Origin of the sequence: Chitinibacter bivalviorum (assembly GCF_013403565.1) — a bacterium.
GTDB lineage: Bacteria > Pseudomonadota > Gammaproteobacteria > Burkholderiales > Chitinibacteraceae > Chitinibacter > Chitinibacter bivalviorum.
The window spans coordinates 1,026,668-1,046,568 of record NZ_CP058627.1 but is presented as its reverse complement, the minus strand read 5'-3'; the positions used below and the strand labels follow the sequence as shown (position 1 = coordinate 1,046,568).

Annotated in this window: 17 protein-coding genes, 3 pseudogenes and 1 other annotated feature; of the genes and pseudogenes, 18 read left to right on the top strand and 2 right to left on the bottom strand. The window is 50.7% G+C overall.

What is annotated here, in order from left to right; all coding sequences use genetic code 11:
• Positions 1–3: 3 nt before the first annotated feature.
• Positions 4–546 carry a hypothetical protein gene (locus tag HQ393_RS04825; protein ID WP_179357710.1) on the bottom strand — a complete coding sequence of 181 codons (543 nt, stop codon included), beginning with the start codon at positions 544–546 and terminating at the stop codon, positions 4–6.
• 196 nt (positions 547–742) lie between these two features.
• On the opposite strand from HQ393_RS04825, the pseudogene HQ393_RS04820 reads away from it, so the two are divergent.
• Positions 743–1,665: pseudogene (locus HQ393_RS04820) on the top strand (IS3 family transposase); the annotation flags it as partial.
• Positions 1,018–1,134, top strand: a sequence feature (AL1L pseudoknot). Its footprint overlaps the pseudogene before it by 117 nt.
• 7 nt (positions 1,666–1,672) lie before the next feature.
• Here HQ393_RS04820 and HQ393_RS04815 read toward each other — a convergent pair.
• Positions 1,673–3,049: an IS30 family transposase gene (locus tag HQ393_RS04815; protein ID WP_179355150.1), complete on the bottom strand. Its 1,377-nt coding sequence runs from the start codon at positions 3,047–3,049 to the stop codon at positions 1,673–1,675.
• A 67-nt stretch (positions 3,050–3,116) separates the two neighbouring features.
• On the opposite strand from HQ393_RS04815, the pseudogene HQ393_RS04810 reads away from it, so the two are divergent.
• The 17 genes and pseudogenes from HQ393_RS04810 to HQ393_RS04740 all read left to right on the top strand — a co-directional run.
• Positions 3,117–3,419 (top strand): annotated as a pseudogene (locus HQ393_RS04810) (integrase core domain-containing protein); the annotation flags it as partial.
• Positions 3,420–3,598: 179 nt separating this feature from the next.
• Entirely contained in the window at positions 3,599–3,775 is a 177-nt protein-coding gene (locus HQ393_RS18020) for a helix-turn-helix domain-containing protein (protein WP_179357709.1), read from the top strand.
• 84 nt (positions 3,776–3,859) lie between these two features.
• Positions 3,860–5,002, top strand: coding sequence for a rolling circle replication-associated protein (locus HQ393_RS04800; protein WP_179357708.1), 1,143 nt, complete (start codon positions 3,860–3,862; stop codon positions 5,000–5,002).
• A 275-nt stretch (positions 5,003–5,277) separates the two neighbouring features.
• Positions 5,278–8,796, top strand: coding sequence for a type I restriction-modification system endonuclease (hsdR, locus tag HQ393_RS04795; protein WP_179357707.1), 3,519 nt, complete (start codon positions 5,278–5,280; stop codon positions 8,794–8,796).
• Positions 8,797–8,949: 153 nt separating this feature from the next.
• Positions 8,950–9,267 carry a helix-turn-helix domain-containing protein gene (locus HQ393_RS04790; protein WP_179357706.1) on the top strand — a complete coding sequence of 106 codons (318 nt, stop codon included), beginning with the start codon at positions 8,950–8,952 and terminating at the stop codon, positions 9,265–9,267.
• A complete protein-coding gene (locus tag HQ393_RS04785; protein WP_246307955.1) occupies positions 9,264–10,511 on the top strand; it encodes a type II toxin-antitoxin system HipA family toxin in 1,248 nt (415 codons plus the stop codon). Before HQ393_RS04790 ends, HQ393_RS04785 begins: the two co-directional genes overlap by 4 nt.
• 85 nt (positions 10,512–10,596) lie before the next feature.
• Positions 10,597–11,061: a type I restriction-modification system subunit M N-terminal domain-containing protein gene (locus HQ393_RS17890; protein ID WP_281361486.1), complete on the top strand. Its 465-nt coding sequence runs from the start codon at positions 10,597–10,599 to the stop codon at positions 11,059–11,061.
• A 20-nt stretch (positions 11,062–11,081) separates the two neighbouring features.
• Positions 11,082–12,053: an HsdM family class I SAM-dependent methyltransferase gene (locus HQ393_RS17885; RefSeq protein ID WP_281361485.1), complete on the top strand. Its 972-nt coding sequence runs from the start codon at positions 11,082–11,084 to the stop codon at positions 12,051–12,053.
• Positions 12,050–12,538 (top strand): annotated as a pseudogene (locus tag HQ393_RS17605) (restriction endonuclease subunit S); the annotation flags it as partial. The gene HQ393_RS17885 and the pseudogene HQ393_RS17605, both read left to right, overlap by 4 nt.
• A 72-nt stretch (positions 12,539–12,610) precedes the next feature.
• Positions 12,611–14,614: a type VI secretion system baseplate subunit TssF gene (gene tssF, locus HQ393_RS04775; protein ID WP_281361492.1), complete on the top strand. Its 2,004-nt coding sequence runs from the start codon at positions 12,611–12,613 to the stop codon at positions 14,612–14,614.
• Positions 14,578–15,597 (top strand): type VI secretion system baseplate subunit TssG, encoded by a 1,020-nt coding sequence (gene tssG, locus HQ393_RS04770; RefSeq protein ID WP_179357704.1) that lies wholly within the window; start codon positions 14,578–14,580, stop codon positions 15,595–15,597. The genes tssF and tssG overlap by 37 nt, the downstream gene beginning before the upstream one ends.
• Positions 15,598–15,729: 132 nt before the next feature.
• Complete coding sequence (locus HQ393_RS04765) at positions 15,730–15,930, top strand: hypothetical protein (RefSeq protein ID WP_179357703.1); 201 nt, start codon at positions 15,730–15,732, stop codon at positions 15,928–15,930.
• A 146-nt stretch (positions 15,931–16,076) separates the two neighbouring features.
• Entirely contained in the window at positions 16,077–16,538 is a 462-nt protein-coding gene (locus HQ393_RS04760; protein ID WP_179358400.1) for a low molecular weight protein-tyrosine-phosphatase, read from the top strand.
• Between the two features lie 248 nt (positions 16,539–16,786).
• The gene (locus tag HQ393_RS04755; protein ID WP_179357702.1) at positions 16,787–17,356 is read left to right on the top strand and encodes a TMEM165/GDT1 family protein; all 570 of its coding nucleotides are present in this window, start codon (positions 16,787–16,789) and stop codon (positions 17,354–17,356) included.
• 102 nt (positions 17,357–17,458) lie between these two features.
• Positions 17,459–18,751 carry an NCS2 family permease gene (locus tag HQ393_RS04750; RefSeq protein ID WP_179357701.1) on the top strand — a complete coding sequence of 431 codons (1,293 nt, stop codon included), beginning with the start codon at positions 17,459–17,461 and terminating at the stop codon, positions 18,749–18,751.
• Between the two features lie 8 nt (positions 18,752–18,759).
• Positions 18,760–19,323 carry an adenine phosphoribosyltransferase gene (locus HQ393_RS04745; RefSeq protein WP_179357700.1) on the top strand — a complete coding sequence of 188 codons (564 nt, stop codon included), beginning with the start codon at positions 18,760–18,762 and terminating at the stop codon, positions 19,321–19,323.
• Positions 19,324–19,350: 27 nt separating this feature from the next.
• Positions 19,351–19,899, top strand: a complete 549-nt coding sequence (locus HQ393_RS04740) for a hypoxanthine-guanine phosphoribosyltransferase (RefSeq protein ID WP_246307998.1) — start codon at positions 19,351–19,353, stop codon at positions 19,897–19,899.
• Positions 19,900–19,901: the final 2 nt, after the last annotated feature.

The window sequence follows — 19,901 nt, the reverse complement described above, 5'->3', positions numbered from 1 at the left end:
CGACTAGGTGGTTACGCCGGACGCATACCCTACCGCTGCCGCAGATGCCGTATCTTTAACCAATTCAGATTTGGCTACATCCTGCGCAACAGTCTTTGCAATGGTAGCCATCTCAGCGGTAGCAGCCTTTGCTGCAACCATACCTTTTTGGGTCAAAATTTTCAGGTCTTCTTGGTCAAAGCTGCCATCACCATTTTGGTCGAATACTGTCGTAGCTACAGTTGCTGCACCCTTACCAAGGGTATCTACGCCTGAAGCGATTGCGGAACCAGCCACAGCGGCGACATCTGTTGCCGCGCTACCAACTTTAGCAGCGGTCTCTGATAATGATGAGTAAGTGGTTTTGGCTAAAGTGTTTGCTGCCGATGCCGTTTCACCAATAGATTCACTTATGGCGTTTGTTGCATCTGCGCTCAACTCTGTGAGTTTGTTACCTATCCCCGCAGTGTATTCGGTCGCTTCCTTTACTTTTGCTGTAGTAACTTCTGTGGTGTTCGCTGCTGCCGATTTGATTCTTTCTGCTAAATTTGAGAGTGAGTTTTTCATAATTTCGTCGTAATTGATTTGCGATTGTGTATGGGGTACAGCAAATAGAATGCGTTCTTCGATTTTGAGAAATTGCTTGGCTAACTAAGGTTTACCTGTCTACAGACTAATTCTGTGCTTACCGGTCGCAAGGGGCAAAGGTATATTGAATCGCACCGGGTTTCGCGGAGGCTCCAATTCTTGAGAGAATGGTGTCATGAAGAAATCAACTCAGTTTTCCCCTGAAGTCCGCGAACGTGCTGTGCGCATGGTGATTGAACACCGCGCGGAATATCCGTCCGAGTGGGCCACCCTCGTTTCCATCTCCAGCAAAATTGGCTGCACGCCCGAAACGTTGCGTAACTGGTGTCGTAGGCAAGGTGGCGATGCTGTTCCTGCCAATAAAAATGCCGCTGAGAGTGAACGCATCAAAGCCTTGGAGCGTGAGGTGCGCGAGCTTAAAAAGGCCAATGAAATTCTGCGCCTGGCCAGCGCGTATTTCGCGCAGGCGGAGCTCGACCGCCGATTGAAGTAGTCAGGGGATTCATCGATACCCATCGTGAGCAGCACGGGGTCGAGCCGATCTGCAAACTTTTACAGGTCGCTCCGTCTGCTTATCGACGGTATGCCGCTCGGCAGCGCAATCCTGCGTTGCGCTGCCAACGGGCCATTCGTGATGAGCAATTGAGCAGTGAAATTGCGCAGGTCTGGAAAGCGAATTATCAGGTCTACGGCGCAGCCAAAGTTTGGCGCGCGCTCAAGCGTGATGGACATACGGTGGCGCGTTGTACTGTTGAACGCTTGATGCGCAGCCTTGGTTTGCGCGGCGTCACGCGCGGCAAAGCGGTGCGAACGACCTATTCAGATTCTGCTGCCGTTTGCCCTCGCGACCATGTAAACCGTCAATTCGTCGCCGAACGACCGAATCAGCTGTGGGTGTCGGACTTTACCTACGTGTCGACGTGGCAAGGCTTCGTGTATGTGGCGTTTGTCATTGATGTATTCGCTCGGTATATCGTGGGCTGGCGAGTCAGTCACAGCATGCACACCGAGTTTGTACTTGATGCATTGGAGCAAGCGCTGTGGGCGCGACAGCCTGAGCGTGAGGTGCTGATTCATCACAGCGACCGTGGTTCACAAGGCAGATTCAACCGGTCGTCGCAACACGCGTTTGTTGAACAGATTTCAGATACTCATTCAGTGCTTCGATAGGTGTTTTCCAACCGAGTGTTTTTCGGGGCCGGGTGTTTAGTGTATTGGCTACAGCTTGAATCTCTTGGGCACTCCATCGCGATAAGTCAGTGCCTTTCGGGAAATATTGTCGCAAAAGACCATTCGTATTCTCGTTTGTGCCGCGCTGCCATGGACTGTGAGGGTCGGCAAAGAAGACCTTTACTCCTGACTCAATAGTAAAGCGGGCGTGATCTGATAACTCTTTCCCTCGATCCCAAGTTAATGATCGCCACAATTGTGCAGGTAGGCTAGTCACTGTCTTCTTCAGTGCATTGGCCATGGTGACGGCTCCATAGCCGGCAAGTGCGGGGCCGTTCTTCACTCGCGGAGTCAGCCCATAGCCCTCCTCGCGAGGCAGATGTACGAGCATGGTGTATCGAGTTGATCGCTCGACCAACGTCCCTATCGCGGATCGGTTCAAACCAATGATCAAGTCTCCCTCCCAGTGCCCTGGTAGCGCACGACCCTCCACCTCAGCAGGGCGATTAGAGATCATAACGTCTTCGCTAACATGTGCCCACGCTTTGGCCTGCGCTCTGGCTCTCGGTATACGCAACGCCCGCCCTGTACGCAGGCAACTCACCAGATCACGCTTGAGAGCTCCTCGACCCTGTATGTAGAGCGCCTGATATATGGCTTCGTGGGAGATTCTCATAGATTCGTCACCCGGGAAGTCGATTTGAAGCCGGTTGGCAATCTGCTCAGGCGACCAACCATTGACCCATTTACGGTCACCGCGATGCGGTTTATTTCGTCCCTTGAACGGCGCCTGTCTAGGCCCTGCAATCTCAAGGCCATCAGCATTATGAACCTTGCCCTCCAAGCGCTCTTGCACGTAGTGGCGCAATGGCAGATTAGTCACCAGTTTCGCTGGCTTCGGTCTTTTAGCCGCCAGTTCCGCCTTCCACTGCGCGACTGAAGCACGATATTCGAGTCGGCCACTACGAGTTGCTGCGTTACGAGTTAACTCCCGAGACACTGTCGACGGACTTCGCCCAAGGCGGCGAGCAATCTCACGCACACCAACACTTTGCGCTTGGAGCAGTCCAATTTCTTCTCGCTCAGCGAATGATAAGTATCTTCCTGATATGTGGTTAGACATAAACAATGGCATCCCGCCGCGATAACGGAACCAGCGTGTTCCTACTGCTTGCGATACGCCAACGGCCTCCGCTGCCTTTTCGCTTGTGATTCCGGTAGCAATCTGTTCCCAAAATAACCGCTCCGTTTCTCGGCGAAGTGATGGCGCGCCTGGCGAGCGCATCGCACCACGCCCCGTCAACTTCAGCATCCACCCTGCAGGTCGTCCCATTATACACCTCCATAATAATACGGTGTTGCGACGACCGGTTGAATCTGCCCAATATGTGTCGATTCGCTATACCGAACGATTGGCGGAAGCAGGGATTGAGCCATCCGTGGGTACGACCGGCGATAGCTACGACAATGCGCTAGCCGAAACGATTAACGGGCTCTACAAAGCGGAAGTAATTCATCGTTTAGGTCCATGGAAAAGCCTAGAATCTGTGGAGCTAGCGACATTGAAATGGGTTTCGTGGTTCAATCATCATCGTTTGCTGGGGTCGATTGGCCATATCCCACCTGCGGAAGCAGAAGCTAACTATTATCGTCAGCAAAGTGAGCAGACCATGTTGGTCTGACTCAAACCAAACAGCCTCCGCGAAACCCGGTGCGATTCAGAGTTGCTGGAATGGCTTGAAACCAAACGTGCTAAATGAAGCGATACTGAAACATCAGTATTTCAAATTTATATTCGGCCCGCCTCGTGCGGGTTTTTTTGTGCCTGCAATTTACGACATCAACTACGGAAAATATTCACATGGTTGTAAATTTCGACGTGCAACAGGCTGCGGCCTACTTAAAGATTAGCGTTCGAGGAGTGCATCGGCATGCCAGCAATGACAGTAGCTTCCCCCCTCGTCTCAAGCGAGGGCGCGCAACAATGTTTAGTAAAGCCGCACTAGATAAATGGCTTGAGTCGCAACGTTCCGCATAAGCAACGCAGCCATCTACCCAAAAAATAAGCCCCGACTGTTCGACGCAGTACGGGGCTTTTTTCATTTTCAATGGAACTAACAACATGACTTTCATTGTAGCTGAAAACAAGTCGGCGCCCATTGACGGGGCGCTTCCTTGTCTAAATAGAAACAACTCAACCGGAATGGCGGATGCCCCCCATTTAAATGACATCTCAATTGCAGAGCTGGAGGGGCATAATCAACTCAGCACAGCACACAAGAAAGCGGCAGCGGCGCTCGGGTGGAATGTAGAAGCGCTCATCAAGGAACACGGTATCAAGCATATTGGCTTTTTAACTTTAACGTTTCCAGATGACGTTAAGTGTTTCAAGGAAGCTCAGCGCAGGTTTAATTCACTGGTCACGCATGTGCTTGGTGAACGCTACCAAGCACGCATACGGGTATTAGAACGCTGCAAGTCAGGACGAATCCATTACCATGTGCTTGTAGTGTTACGGGCAGATATTCAAAGTGGGTTTAACTTTGATGAAGTGGTGCGTAAAAATTATCAATCTGCATGCACTGCGTTGAAGAGTGAATGGCGATTTTGGCGAGGCCGTGCGAAAAAGTATGGATTTGGACGCGTAGAGTTAATGCCTATTAAGTCATCGACTGAAGCCGTTGCAAAGTATGTTAGCAAATACATCGAAAAAGCAGTTGCCGCACGTAGCCCTGAAGATAAGGGCGCACGACTTGTGGAGTACAGCAGCAATGCTCGAATGGCGTCTACAAAGTTTTCATTTGTATCGGCTGGTTCAGCGCAGTGGCGTAAAAAACTAGCCCATTTTGCACAACTCGTTGAAAAAAATACCAAGCGTATTTGCCGAAATATATCGCACTTTACTCAAATTCTGGGCAATAAATGGGCATTCAACTGCCGTAGTTTTATTCTGGCACTTACCATCGTTTCAAGCCCAGCAAACAACGAAAATGCAATTAACTACAACCGCCAAGATGGCGGTTTTTTTACGCCTAAACCTTTATCAAAATTACCATATGGCGCTGTTTGGGCTCGGTATTTTGCATCCGTGCGCAACACTAACCCCTATTTTCGCGAACGAACTATGCAAAATTTGTGCACTGTTGCGCACTTAATTGGAGATGAAAAATGCCACGTATTTGGACTGAAGAACAGCGCCAAGCTCAGCGCGAGACGATTCAACGTACTAAACCTTGGCTCAAATCGACCGGCCCTGTATCGGTAGATGGCAAGGCTGTATCAAGTCAAAATGCCACTATTCATGGCTACTGCGGTGCTCGCTTTCGTGGCCGCCTTCGTGAGGTGATGCGCAAAATGAAAGCGCTGAAACGTGTTATGAATTCCAGTGGTAAATCACGTCGCTGTTAGATTCTATGCGAGAAATCGATGGTTAAGAATGTCGTCTTTGTTCTGGTTATTTACCAATTCTGTTGTGATTCTTTCAGGTAGCCTTGAATTTCGAGTAAAGTAGACTCCGTATCGCCTACTGGATGCGAAATAGTGAGTTCAACAAGCAATTTTGGTTTTCTAGCCGAGCATTCGTCCCTACTGGTGCAACTAGTTTCGACTGCCGAACAAGTCTTTGCCAGTGACCCCAATACCACGTTGATTAAGCTGCGCCAGTTCGGCGAAGCCTTAGCGCAGGATTTGGCCGTGCGCTATGGTGTCGAGTTCGACGACAAAACCACGCAAAGCGATTTGCTCTATAAGCTCAACCGCGAGCTAGAGCCAGAAATCCGCACGCTGTTTCACACGCTACGCATCGAAGGCAACCGGGCGACGCATGAATTCCAGACTCAACACAAAGAGGCCATGGAAGGGTTGAAAGTCGCACGTGTTTTAGCGATTTGGTATCACCAATCATTTGGTAAGCAGGGCGCTGCGTTTAAGGCCGGGCCTTTTGTTGCGCCTGCTGACCCAAGCGGTGAACTGCGTGAATTGCAAAAGCAAATTGAGCAATTGCGTGGCCAGCTAACTGATACCCAGCAAGCACTCGATACCAATCAGCAATTAGCCGACCTGATTGCCCAAGAGAAAGAGCAGTACGCTGTGCTCGCATCGCAAATGGACATCGAGGCGCGTACCTTTGAGGCAATGGCCGCCGAACATGAAGCCAAGCTTGCCTCCGCACAAAAAGAATTCGCCGCGCAAATCGAGACCTTGCAGCAGCAAATCAACAAAGACACCGCCAATCAGACACGCAAGAAAACCAGCGCGGCCACTAAGCAAATCGTGCTCAGCGAAGAGCTCACCCGCATCATTATCGACCAGCAGCTTAATGAAGCAGGTTGGGAGGCTGATAGTCAAACGCTGACCTATGCCGCAGGTGCCCGACCCGAGCGCAATAAAAACAAAGCCATTGCTGAATGGCCTTGCGCGGGTAAGCAATCTGCCGATTATGTGTTATTCGCGGGCTTAACCCCTATCGCAGTAGTGGAAGCGAAACGCGAAAATGAAAACGTCGCAGGCAAAATCGGGCAGGCCGAGCGATATTCACATAATTTCCGAATTGATGCTCAGCACAAACCCGCGTGGGAATTAGCGGGGCACAGCGCTGCTTGGGTAGACGGTAGCCATGAAGGCCAAAAAGGGCTATTTCACATACCGTTTGTTTACTCCAGCAATGGCCGTCCATATTTCAAACAACTACAAGAGCAAAGCGGCACTTGGTTTCGAGATGTCCGACATCCCGCTAATTTGGCACGGGCCTTGATGCATTTTCATGCGCCAGACCAGTTGCTTGATTTCCTCAAGCGCAGTCGAGAAGATGCTGAAGCCAAGTTAAAAGCTGAGGGCTTTGCTTATCTGAAAGTACGTGATTACCAGCAGAAAGCCATTGAATGTGTAGAAATCGCACTGGCGAATAATCAGCGCAATATCTTGCTCGCAATGGCCACTGGCACTGGCAAAACACGCACCATCATTGGATTGATTTATCGGTTTCTCAAGGCCGAACGCTTCCGTCGTATCTTGTTTCTGGTAGACCGCACCGCGCTGGGCGACCAAGCCCTTGATGCCTTCAATGAAGCGCCGCTAGAGCAGGGCTTGCCGCTTTCTAAAGCCTACAATATCGCCGACTTAGGTGATATGGCCGCCGAGGCCGAAACCCGTGTACAGGTCGCAACAGTGCAAGCCATGGTGCGCCGCATTTTTGACGCCGATTCGCCGCCACTGGTGGGCGAATACGACTGCATCATTGTTGACGACGCCCACCGTGGTTATACCCTCGACCAAGAAATGACCGAGGGCGAGCAAGCAGTTCGTGACCAGGCTCAATACTTATCGCGCTACCGCCAAGTGCTCGATTATTTTGATGCAGTCAAAATTGGTCTGACTGCCACGCCCGCAAAACACACCAGTGATATTTTTGGCAAACCCGTTTACACCTATAGCTACCGCGAGGCCGTGGCGGATGATTGGTTAATTGACCACGAGCCACCGATACGTTACGAAACCAAACTGAGCAAAGCGGGGATAAGTTTTGCCAAGGGTGAAGCCGTTTCTGTGGTTGATACTCGTACTGGTGTGATTGATGTGGCGGAACTCAACGATGAGGTCAGTTTTGAAGTAGAAAGCTTCAATCGTCGCGTCATCACCGAAGACTTTAACCGCGTGATTTGCGAAGAGTTGGCCAAAGAAATCGACCCGCTTGGTGATGAAAAAACCATGATTTTCTGCGCCACCGACGCGCATGCCGATATGGTTAAACGTCTGCTCGATACGGCTTTCAAAAACCTGTACGGTGACGAATACAACGCCGCAGCGGTACAGAAAATCACCGGCAAGACCGACAAAGTCAGCCAGATGATTAAGCAATACAAAAACGAGCGTTACCCCAGCATCGCGATTACCGTTGATTTGCTCACCACAGGCATCGACGTACCAAAGATTTGCCATCTGGTGTTTATGCGCCGTGTCCGTTCGCGGATTTTGTACGAGCAAATGATAGGCCGTGCTACGCGTCGTTGTGATGACATCGGCAAAACGGAATTCAAAATCTACGACCCCGTCGATATTTACGCCGCACTTGAAGACGTCAATACGATGAAGCCTTTGGTGAAAAATCCTGACATCACTTTGGCTCAATTGCTCGATGAATTGGATAACCCAGATAGCTACACTACGCCAGCCGAGCAGCAGCCTACTACCGAAGGGGCCGAGCCCAGCCCAGCAAGCAAAACCCACGCAGACGATGTGCTCGCTGCGGTGAGTCAAAAGGTGATGCGTGTGCTACGCAAGGCCGAGAAAAAAGCCGAGAAAAACCCTGCGTTGAAAGAAAAGCTCTCCGAGCTAGAGCAGCAGTGGGGCGTTGAGCCCGCAAAAATGCACGAACACTTGCGCAAGCTAGGCCCCAAAGCTGCGGCTGATTTCATTCATCACCATACTCGCCTGTTAGACCAGCTCAGTGAAGTGGGCGTACTCATCGGCACTGAATACCGCCCATTGATTGCCCATCACAAAGACGAGTTATTACTGCGCGAACAAATCTACGGCAAGTACGACAAGCCCGCCGATTATTTAGAGAGCTTTGCCGACTTTATCCAGCGCTCGCTCAATCAGTCCGCAGCGCTCAGCTTGGTGGTGAATCGCCCCAAAGATTTAACCCGCGCTCAGCTCAAAGAAATCCGCATGCTGCTCGATGAAAACGGCTTTACTGAGTCCACATTGAAAACCGCATGGCGCAACGCGACCAATCAGGAAATCGCCGCCAGCATCATCGGCTATATCCGCCGTGCTGCCATTGGTGAGGCCTTGCTGCCGTTTGAGCAACGCGTTGCCAATGCGATGCAAAAAATTTACGCGCTGCACAATTGGAATCCCATCCAGCGTAAATGGCTTGACCGCATCGCCAAGCAGTTGACGCATGAAGTCGTCATCGACCGTGATTTTGTGAATCATGCCTTTGGCAAAGATGGTGGTGCGCAGCAGCTAGAAAAGATTCTTGATAATCAACTGCCTATCGTGCTGGAGACCTTGGCGGATGAACTCTGGCAAGCTAGCGAGCCACAGGCAGCATAGGGATTTATGCTGTTAGTGGCTATTTTGATGGCTTTTACGTGGGTTTGATTTGCTTAAGGTTCAATAGATTGGCCATTGTTTTTTCTGGTATATTTTGAGTATTAGAGCTAATATATTGACCATATCGCCATTAAATTTTTCATAAAAGCCAATATGTTAGATTTTACCTTTGCCACGCAACAAGAAATCTGTACCGAGCTCGCCACGCGCCTCAAGCGGCAGCGTTTGGCGCAGTCGCTGACGCAAAAAGACCTTGCCGAGCGTGCTGGCCTTGCTTTGGGGACAGTCAAAAACCTAGAAGGCAAGGGTATTTCATCGTTGGAATCTTTTATTCGCGTCGTCGTGGCCTTAGGGCTAGTCGATGAATTGGCCACGCTGTTCGAGCTGAAAACCGCGCAATCCATCGCCCAAATGGAACGCGCTCAGCTCGCCGAGCGCAAGCGTGCGCCCCGCAGTGGTAGTAAAGCATGATTAAAAAAGTCGATGTGTTTTACGAGGGGTGGGGCGAGCGCTGGCATTTGGCCACCTTGGCCGATGATGGCCGCAAGCTGCTATTTGAATACAGCCCAGAAGCACTGGCGCAAGGGCTAGAGCTCTCGCCGCGCCACCTCAAGCTACAGGCCGCCGCCTACAGCGATTTCCCTGCTTACCAGCTGCGCCTGCCGGGGTTGATTGCCGATGCCTTGCCCGATGGCTGGGGCTTACTGTTGATGGACCGGCTGTTTCGCCAAAATGGCATCGACCCAGCGCGCGCCTCGGTGCTCGATAGATTATCGTTCATTGGCCATCGTGCCATGGGCGCACTCAGCTTTCAGCCCGCCAGCATCAGCGATATACCCACAACTGATGTGCAATTGCTCAATCTGGCCCAGCAAGCGCAAACGCTGCTGAGTGGTGAAGACAGCGCCATTCTGAAGCAACTCGCCTTAATGGGCGGCTCGCCGCACGGTGCGCGGCCCAAAGTGCTGGTGCATTACGACCCCGCCAATGGGCAACTCAGCACACAATGCTTTGCAGGCAGCACGCCTTGGCTGGTTAAATTCCAAGCACAAAACGAGCATAAAGAAGTCTGCGCCATCGAATACCTGTACGCCCAGTTGGCGCGTGCTTGTGCCCTCGACATCCCCGCCACGCAGTATTTCGACCTTAGCCCAACGCTGGCCGCTTTCGGCATTGCGCGCTTTGATGTTGCAGGTGCTGGCAATGCACCGATTCGCATACCCACGCACACGCTAGCTGGCCTCTTGCACGCAGATTTTCGTCTGCCTGGCAGCGTGGATTACAGCACCTTCCTGCGCGCCACGCGCTTTCTCACCCGCGACGAGCGCGAAGTGCAAAAAGCCTACCAGCGCACCGTATTTAATGTGCTATTCAACAACCGCGACGACCACCCCAAAAACTTCAGCTACCTCTTGGGGCAAGACCGCCGCTGGCAGCTCTCGCCGGCCTACGACCTCACCTATTGCGCGGGTCCAGCGGGTTATCACCAGATGGATGTTTGCGGCGAAGCACTCAATATCAACCGCGCCCACTTGCTGCAACTGGCGCAGCAAAATTCGCTCGCTGAATTTTGGGCGGCGCAAGTAATTGAGCAGCAACTCACCGTGGCCGAGACGTTTACCCAGAAAGCCAAGGATTACGCTATCCGCAGCGCCACCGTACAAAACCTCGCCAACCTCATTGCCGCCAACGCCGCGCGCTTACGGGGTGGCTAAACCGCTTTTTTCATATTGATTCAAAATACATCTATAGGGTATTGCCCTGTAGTCAATTACTAATAAAATCTACAAGGTAATACCCATGGTCAATAACGACATCGTCCAAAAGCTCTGGAACCTCTGCGACGTGCTGCGCGACGACGGCATCAACTACAGCGACTACGTCACCGAGCTGGTGCTGCTGCTGTTCATCAAGATGGAATACGAGAACACCCAAAGCGGCGTGATGGCCGCGCACAAGCTGCCCGAATACGCGCGCTGGAATTATCTGGCTTCACTCTCTGGCCTGAATCTGCTTAACGAATACCGCGCCATGCTGCTCAAGCTCAGCGCGCATCCAGACCCGCTCATCTCTGCCATCTATCGCGACGCGCAGACCAGATTAAGAGAACCACGCCATCTGGAGCACCTGATTAAATCGCTCGACGGTCTCGACTGGTTTTCGGCGCAAAAAGACGGCCTGGGCGACCTGTACGAAGGCTTGCTGGAGAAAAACGCCTCTGAGACCAAATCTGGCGCAGGCCAATACTTCAACCGCGCCCGCTGATTGACAGCATCATCGCGCTGGTGCAACCCAAGGCTGGCGAAACCATCCAGGACCCCGCCGCCGGTACAGCAGGCTTTTTGATTGCGGCGGACGCCTACATCAAAGCCAAAACCGACGATTTATATGACCTCGACGAACGCGCCCGCAGCTTCCAGCGCACCAAGGCTTATCTGGGCATGGAGCTGGTGCCCGACACCCGCCGCCTCGCGCTGATGAACTGCCTGCTGCACGGCATGGAAGGCGATGACGAAGGCGTGGTGCATCTGGGCAATACGCTCGGCAGCGCCGGAAACCAGTTGTCCAAAGCCGACATCATGCTCAGCAACCCGCCATTCGGCACTGCCAAAGGCGGCGGCGGGCCAACGCGCGACGACCTCACTTTTGACACCAGCAACAAGCAGCTCGCCTTCCTGCAGCACATCTATCGCCACCTCAAAGACGGTGGCCGCGCCGCCGTGGTGCTGCCTGATAACGTGCTGTTCGAGGCCGGCATCGGTGCCGACATCCGCCGCGACCTGATGGACAAGTGCAACCTGCACACCATCCTGCGCCTGCCCACCGGCATCTTCTACGCGCAGGGCGTTAAAACCAATGTGTTGTTCTTTAGCAAGGTCAGCAACAACGCCACCGGCAGCACGCAAAACGTCTGGGTGTACGACCTGCGCGCCAATATGCCCAAATTCGGCAAGCGTACCCCGTTTACCCGCGCCCACTTTGCTGATTTTGAAGCCGCCTACGGTGCCGACCCACATGGCGCGAGCGCGCGCAGCGACCAAGGCGAAGCAGGGCGCTTCCGCGTGTTTAGTCGCGACTGGATACGCGAACGCGGCGACAGTCTTGACATTAGCTGGCTGAAAGACGACAACGCCGAAGACGCAGCCGATTTACCCGAGCCGAGTGTGCTGGCGCGTGAAGCGATGGACGAGCTGAACGGCGCACTCGCCGAGCTGGAAGCGATACTGGCTGAACTGGGTGAAGAGGTGGCGGAATGAGTAAATTGCCACAGAATTGGGCCAACTCCCCAATTGGCAGTATTTGCACTCTGAACAACGGACGAGCATTTAAGCCAACTGAGTGGTCGGAGACGGGGCTACCAATTGTTAGGATTCAAAATCTAAATAAAGCAAACGCGCCTTTTAATTACTTCAAAGGCGATTTTGATGAGAAATATCACCTCAAAGGCGGTGAACTTTTATTTGCATGGTCTGGGACTCCAGGAACTTCATTCGGGGCGCATGTCTGGAGTGGGGGTGAGGCGGTCTTAAATCAGCACATTTTTAAAATTGACTTTGACGAATTTTTTTTGGATAAAAGATTTTTCCGGCATGCAATCAACCAAACTTTGGATACATTGATTGACATTGCTCATGGGGGAGTTGGGCTTCGCCATGTGACAAAGGGAAAATTCGAGAGTACAGAAATTGCTGTGCCGCCACTCCCCGAACAAAAACGCATCGCCGACAAGCTCGACGCGACGCTGGCGCGGGTCGATGCCTGCCGCGCACGCCTCGAACGCGTCCAACCCATCCTCAAACGCTTCCGCCAATCGGTGCTAGCCGCCGCCACTAGCGGCCAACTCACCGCCGACTGGCGCGAGCAGCAAGGGCATGGTCATGCAGGTAATGATGATAAAGAGCTGCAAGGTAATACCCATGCAGGCCAGTTAAGCCAAACATCACCCTACAACGAGATTGCACGGCGCACCAGCTTAACGCGCAATACCATCAAGAAATGGCTACGTACCGACTCAGCTACCGAGCCGCGCTATCGACGCAAGTCTAGCCAAACCAAGCTGTCTCCCTTTATTCCTCAACTCGTTAAAGCATTACAAACCGATCTACATCGCCCCAAACGAGACCGGCGTACTGCCAAGGTATTGTTCCAGGAGCTAGTGACTGCGGGCTTTGGCGGCGATTACTCCCGAGTCACTGCGTTTATTCGTCACTGGCGCACGCAAACGATGGGGCATCACTTGAAGTCTGCATTTGTGCCACTGCGCTTTGCCTTGGGCGAGGCATTTCAGTTCGATTGGAGCGAAGAGCATGCATTCATTGGTGGTATTCATCGCAAAGTCTTGCTGGCCCACATGAAGCTGTGCGCGAGTCGCGCTTTTGCATTGATGGCGTATCCTAGCCAAAGCCATGAAATGCTGTTTGATGCGCATACTCGCGCCTTTCAGATGTTAGGGGGCGTGCCGCTGCGAGGGATTTACGACAACATGAAGACGGCAGTCGACAAGGTGCTGCCCGGCAAGGAACGCATCATCAACGCCCGCTTTCATGCGATGACTGCCCATTATCTGTTTGATACTGAGTTTTGCAATGTCGCCTCCGGCTGGGAGAAAGGTATTGTCGAGAAGAATGTACAAGACCGGCGCCGACACATCTGGCAAGCCGCATTGGCGCTCAAATTCGCGAGCTTTGACGAGCTCAATGCTTGGCTTGAGCAACAATGTCAGTTGGCTTGGCAGCAATTGCGTCACCCAGAGTATCCTGAGCTCACATTAGCCGAATTACGCCAAGATGAGCAGCTTCACATGATGCCATTTCCAGGTGCATTTGATGGTTACACCGAAGTCTTGGCGCGGGTATCAAGTACGTGTCTGATTACCTTCCAGCGCAATCGCTATTCAGTACCGTGTCATTGGGCCAATCAAATGGTGAGTGTGCAGCAGGGTGAGCCAATCCGAGTTACGCACCATAAAGCGAGCTATCCGGTTGTTGCTGATGCACGTAAGCAACAAGCGTTTGAGGTGATGCAGATTCGCAAAGTAATTCGCATCGAAAAAACGGGGAGCCAAGAACGCAGTGAAGAGGTCCTGCCTTTTTATGCGCTCAGGCATGGCGCCGAAAATGACGGGCCGGATTTTTACTGGCACGCTAGTCGTGAAGCTTCGCCGCGGCAGGATGACAAAGGTACCGATTTAGAGTTGCATTTGGTTGATCTGAATTTTAATCCAGTACGACCGAGTGCAGAGGTACTCAGTCTGGAGTTGCTCTGCTCTAACCGCGACTTACCTGAGTTGATTCCATTTGGCGGTAGTCAAGCGGGAAGTAATACCGACTTTACACTTCCTGGCCATTCGGTTGTTAAGCGGGTTAAGTTGCTTCGCAAGCCAACGGGTAGTTTGCGAACACCCAATAAACGTGGTTTGCAATGGCGACTAGTGTCACACCTTTCGCTCAATTATTTATCCCTCATTGAGTCTGGTCGATCAGCTTTGCAAGAAATGCTCTCTCTATACAATCAGACGGACTCACCTGTTAATGCTCGCCAAATTCAGGGGCTTTACGCCATTGAAAGTGCTCCTGCCGTAACGAGAGTTTCTGGCCGTAATTTTTCTGGTTTTGTTCGTGGCACCGACATCACACTAACAATGGATGGGGAGTATTACGTTGGTGGGAGCATTTATCTATTTGCCAGCGCCTTAGAGCGCTTTTTTGCGCTTTATTGCTCGCCAAATAGTTTTACCCGCTTGTGCATAAAAACCAAACAACAAAATGGAGTGGTAGCATCATGGCCAGCTCGCGCCGGGGAAGCCCTCGTCATCTAGAGCAGGAGTTGCTCGAAAACCCAACATCTTTTGGATTTTTTCAGGCAGTAAGAATACTGGGGCTTTCCGCAGGCAAGCGCGGAGAGCGTCGAAGTCCACTGCCTGCTAAATTGCGGTTTCGTACGAGAGTGGATTTGTCGTTTCCAGCTAGTGAATTGACTAGTTACCGCCCTGTAAAAACGCAAACAGACGCTTTAGATGAACTTGAAGTGTCATTTATGGGGTTGACTGGCCCGAGTGGCGTGTTGCCGACGAGCTATACGGAGCAATTAATAGAGCGTCGCCAGCAATATAGAGATCCAACACTCCATTCTTTTTTGGATATCTTTAGCCATCGCTCTATCGCACTATTTTATGCGGCATGGCATAAATATCGTTTCTGGCTACAGGCGGAGCAGGGTGAGCAGGACGGTTTTGCTCGTAACTTATTAGATCTGGGAGGTATGGGTTTAGGGGCATTGAAGTCGCAAATGGGAAGTGATTTTTTGCAAAGTGAAAACCTATTCATCTATTACGCTGGCCTCCTAAGTCAAAAGCCAATGTCTGCTCAGGCACTAATTACTTTGATCGAGGGTTTTTTTGGTTTCCCCGCAAAGCTTGTTCAATTTGCAGGTCAGTGGATGCAATTACCCCAGGATGAGCAGACTGCACTAGGTGTCAATGCTTGTGAGCTCGGTGCTTCTGCCTTTGTGGGTGATCGCGCTTGGGATCGGCAAACTAAGGTGCAATTACAGTTGGGGCCATTAAGCTGGCAGCAATTTGATAATCTACAGCCTGATTCATCTGGGGCTAAAGCCTTGCAGGCGCTGCTTAAGTTTTCACTCGGCCATAGCTTGGCATGCGATGTTACTTTAATCCTTAAGCGTGATGATGTGCCTAAAGCAAAGCTATCGAACGATAATGTTTTGCGGCTCGGCGGTAGTTGCTGGTTGGGCTGGCCTAGTGATAATCCGTCTGATCTGAAATACTGTTTATTACGTTAAGCTCATTTACGGCAGGCTTTAAGTGTTTGTTGGGTAAGGGCTTATTGATCTTTGTCTATATTGTGCAGTGCAAAATTTGGTTAAATCGCATTAATTCAAAAGGTTTGACTGTTTAGACAAGGAGAAATTCGTATGACAACTGTTGAACTCTTAAAAAAACTTGAATCCATTCAGTTTGATGAAGTGACGGATTTGGAGTTACGGCAAGCGATTTTAACTGAGTTGCGCAGACTCTCGATCGAAAACGATGCGTTGAAAAATCAATGCCAAGCATGTGTTAGCATGAAAAATGCTGCACTAGCATTGGTTCATGATTATCAGTCTAGCTATTAAAATTTTAACGTATTAAATCACAGTCGGGCCGGGGCCTTTTCTTAAAGTGCGACGAGGATGGTCTTCGGTGTTTGTTTCTCTAAGCTGGGTTTTAATTTATCTCGCTACATTGCAGGGGAAGGTTCGTGAAGCAGTTTTCAATTTTGATGGTTTGCACTGGTAACATTTGCCGCAGTCCAACGGCAGATGGGGTTATGCGCAAAATTGTGGGGCAGGCTGGATTGGCTCACCGCGTCAGAATTGATTCGGCAGGCACCACTGATTATCATGTGGGTGAGGCTCCGGATCGCCGCGCGCAGTTACATGCAAAAAAACGAGGCTACGATTTAGGTTTCTTGCGAGCGAGAGAAGTCAAAATCAGCGATTTTAGCCAGTTCGATCTCATTTTGGCGATGGATAAAAGCCATTTACGAAGCTTGCAGCATCAATGCCCCCCTGGTATGCAACATAAAATCCAACTTTTTCTGGATTTTGCAAATAAACACCCCGAGGACGAAGTGCCAGATCCGTACTACGGTGGTGCGGATGGGTTTGAGCATGTGTTGGACTTGGTTGAAGATGGTTGCGAAGGGTTGTTATCGTTTACGATAGATCAACTGAATAATTAATCGCTATTTTCCCCTACTTGTAAGTCTTTCTTTCTCTGTTTAGAATTGACTCTTCCTTCGGGGGAGTAATCGCTAGCCTTTTTTGAGCTAGGCGTGCATCAACAAACTTAAAATTAGTCGTCAAAGACTGAATTTTATGGTGTACGCAGCAGGGTATCCCTGCCTGATGAGACCCGAGGTTATCTGTGCGCTCATGGGTGGGCATGCACGGCTAGCCTCGTGTCCTTCGCCCGCCCTGGAGTATTGCAATGTTTGATGCGTTTTTGGTTTCGACTGGCGTTGTTGCTATAGCTGAAATGGGCGACAAAACTCAGTTGTTATCTTTGATTCTAGCTGCTCGCTTTCGTCGCCCGCTACCTATTGTTGCGGGCATTTTTGTTGCTACAGTTTTTAACCATTTTGCCGCTGGTTGGCTGGGGCAGCAAATGGCAGGACTTATTTCACCTGAGATATTGCGCTGGGTTGTTGGCTTAGGGTTTTTGGTCATTGCAGCTTGGGCGCTCAAACCCGATGAAATGGATGAAGACGAAGCCACCGTTAAGCCGTATGGGGCATTTTTAGCAACCTGTATTGCTTTCTTTTTTGCCGAAATGGGTGATAAAACGCAAGTTGCTACAGTTGCACTTGCATTAAAGTATAACCCTCTGTGGCAGGTTGTTATGGGAACCACGGTTGGAATGATGCTGGCTAATGTGCCCGCAGTTTACTTGGGCGAGTGGATTTCAAGCCGTATGCACTTGTTACGAATGGTGCGATTTGTAGCTGCTGCAATCTTTGCAATAATTGGCGTCCTTGCCATCATGGGTGTAGGTTACTAAACCTGTAGTAATGGAACGAGCGAGAGCATAATCACCTGCGCAATGGGTGTATGCCTCGCTTTTTACTAACTATTATTTTTATAAATCAATCGGGGTAGAGTCATGCTGGACGCTTTTTTCAAGCTTAAAGAGCATGGTACAGATGTTAGAACCGAGGTAATCGCCGGTTTTACAACATTTTTGACCATGGCGTATATCGTCTTTGTAAATCCTTCTATTTTAGCGCTGACTGGGATGGATTTTAATGCGGTCTTTGTGGCAACGTGTCTGGCTGCTGCTTTGGGTACTGGCATTATGGCCTTGGTAGCCAACTACCCAATCGCACTCGCACCTGGCATGGGTTTGAACGCGTACTTTACCTTTACCGTTGTAAAAGGGATGGGCGTATCGTGGCAAGTCGCACTGGGTGCGGTATTTATCTCAGGGATCATTTTCCTCGCAGTTTCCCTGTTTAAAGTGCGTGAGGCGATAGTTAATGCCATCCCTCACTCTTTGAAATTGGCAATTTCTGCTGGTGTTGGTATGTTTTTGGCGATTATCGCCCTTAAAAATGCCGGCGTGGTCGTGGGCTCTCCAGCCACATTGGTTACCTTGGGTGATATTCACTCTCCAACGACGCTGTTAGCAATTTTCGGTTTTTTCCTAATTATTGCTCTTGAGTATCGCAAGATTCATGGCTCAATCATCATTTCTATTCTGGCTGTAACAGGTGTTTCGATTGCCTTAGGACTTTCGGAGTTCAAGGGGGTGTTTTCAGCACCGCCTTCAATGGCACCGACTTTCATGCAAATGGACATCGCTGGCGCACTCAACGTCGGCTTGCTGGGCGTGGTGTTTGTATTCTTCTTTGTTGATTTGTTTGACACAACGGGCACCTTGATCGGCGTATCTCACCGTGCGGGCTTACTTGATAAAGACGGAAAATTGCCACGCCTCAAAAAAGCGCTACTCGCAGATTCGGTCGCGATTACTGCGGGTGCAGCAATGGGTACTTCATCGACAACTGCCTATATTGAATCTGCAGCTGGCACGGCGGTTGGCGGCCGTACTGGTCTAACCTCTTTGGTTGTTGCAATTCTTTTCTTGCTGGCACTTTGGTTCTCACCTTTGGCGGCGACGGTCCCTGCGTATGCGACAGCTCCAGCATTGTGTTACGTTGCTGTATTGATGACTCGCGGCTTGGCGGAAATCGAATGGAATGACCTCACTGAATCTGCGCCGGCTGTTATGACTGCACTGGCAATGCCATTTACCTTCTCGATTGCGGATGGTATTGCATTTGGTTTTATCAGCTATGCTGTGATCAAGCTTTTGGCTGGCCGCCACAAAGATCTTAGCCCTGCAGTGCTTATTATTGCAGGCCTGTGGGTTGTTAAATTTGCCTTCTTTCATTGAGATAGAAAATGACCATCGCCCAACTTGCTGAGCCCCCTTATGCCGAGTACATTCGCTCTCGTATTCGTACGGTACCTAATTGGCCTCAGCAAGGGGTGATGTTTCGCGACATTACACCGCTACTGCAAGACCCAAAAACCTTTCGTGTATTGGTGGATATATTTGTTCATCGCTACATGGATCAAAAGCTGGACATCATCGCTGGTGTTGATGCTCGAGGCTTTATCTTGGGAGCTGTTGTTGCCTATGAACTAAATCTCGGCTTTGTTCCTGTTCGTAAAAAAGGGAAGCTGCCATTTGATACGATCGCAGAAGAATATGAGCTTGAATATGGCTCAGCTACTGTTGAATTGCATGCCGATGCCTGCAAAGAAGGTGATCGCGTGCTATTAATTGATGACTTAGTTGCAACTGGCGGCACGATGATTGCAGCAGCCAATCTGTTAAAACGCATTGGCGCAAATGTCGTTGAGGCCGCGGCGATTGTCGATTTACCTGAACTTGGTGGTTCGCAATTAGTGCGGCAGCAAGGTATCGAATTATTTACTGTTTGTGATTTTTCTGGGCATTGAGCCTGGATTGAGGATGCGATTGTGACTATGGAACTGCCAGAAGCCCGTACGATTTTGGACAACGCCGATTGTTTGCACCCCGAGGCTGAAGTTTTAGCTGCGCTCGATCAAATGGGTGAAGCAATGTGCAAAGCCTTAGCACACACCAATCCTGTGGTGTATACCGTATTAAATGGCGGCTTGATTGTGGCGGGGCATTTGTTGCCCAGATTGAAGTTTCCGCTGGAAATGGCCTACTTGCACGCCACTCGATATCGCAATGAAACCTCGGGCGGCGAATTGGATTGGAAAGTTAAGCCGCGTGAAGATATGCGTGGACGTACGGTTGTGATTGTTGACGATATTCTCGATGAGGGTCACACATTGGCCGCTATTGTCGAGTATTGCAAACAACAAGGTGCGAGTGCGGTTCATGTGGCGGTATTGATTGATAAAAAACATGATCGCAAAGCTGTAGGCATTAAAGCTGACTTTGTTGGTATGGAAGTAGAGGATCGCTTCCTATTCGGTTGCGGGATGGACTACCAAGGGTACTGGCGTAACACATTGGCTGTCTATGCAGTCAAAGGGCTCTAGTT

What these genes read in the sequence shown, in the direction of transcription:
- HQ393_RS04745 (WP_179357700.1), top strand. Translation starts at nt 18,760, where the DNA reads ATGACCATCGCCCAACTTGCTGAGCCCCCTTATGCCGAGTACATTCGC.
- HQ393_RS04815 (WP_179355150.1), bottom strand. Translation starts at nt 3,049, where the DNA reads ATGCTGAAGTTGACGGGGCGTGGTGCGATGCGCTCGCCAGGCGCGCCA.
- HQ393_RS04790 (WP_179357706.1), top strand. Translation starts at nt 8,950, where the DNA reads ATGTTAGATTTTACCTTTGCCACGCAACAAGAAATCTGTACCGAGCTC.
- HQ393_RS04755 (WP_179357702.1), top strand. Translation starts at nt 16,787, where the DNA reads ATGTTTGATGCGTTTTTGGTTTCGACTGGCGTTGTTGCTATAGCTGAA.
- tssG (WP_179357704.1), top strand. Translation starts at nt 14,578, where the DNA reads ATGGCCAGCTCGCGCCGGGGAAGCCCTCGTCATCTAGAGCAGGAGTTG.
- HQ393_RS04800 (WP_179357708.1), top strand. Translation starts at nt 3,860, where the DNA reads ATGACTTTCATTGTAGCTGAAAACAAGTCGGCGCCCATTGACGGGGCG.
- HQ393_RS04825 (WP_179357710.1), bottom strand. Translation starts at nt 546, where the DNA reads ATGAAAAACTCACTCTCAAATTTAGCAGAAAGAATCAAATCGGCAGCA.
- HQ393_RS04750 (WP_179357701.1), top strand. Translation starts at nt 17,459, where the DNA reads ATGCTGGACGCTTTTTTCAAGCTTAAAGAGCATGGTACAGATGTTAGA.
- HQ393_RS04740 (WP_246307998.1), top strand. Translation starts at nt 19,351, where the DNA reads ATGGAACTGCCAGAAGCCCGTACGATTTTGGACAACGCCGATTGTTTG.
- HQ393_RS04765 (WP_179357703.1), top strand. Translation starts at nt 15,730, where the DNA reads ATGACAACTGTTGAACTCTTAAAAAAACTTGAATCCATTCAGTTTGAT.
- HQ393_RS04785 (WP_246307955.1), top strand. Translation starts at nt 9,264, where the DNA reads ATGATTAAAAAAGTCGATGTGTTTTACGAGGGGTGGGGCGAGCGCTGG.
- HQ393_RS04760 (WP_179358400.1), top strand. Translation starts at nt 16,077, where the DNA reads ATGGTTTGCACTGGTAACATTTGCCGCAGTCCAACGGCAGATGGGGTT.
- HQ393_RS18020 (WP_179357709.1), top strand. Translation starts at nt 3,599, where the DNA reads ATGGTTGTAAATTTCGACGTGCAACAGGCTGCGGCCTACTTAAAGATT.
- HQ393_RS17890 (WP_281361486.1), top strand. Translation starts at nt 10,597, where the DNA reads ATGGTCAATAACGACATCGTCCAAAAGCTCTGGAACCTCTGCGACGTG.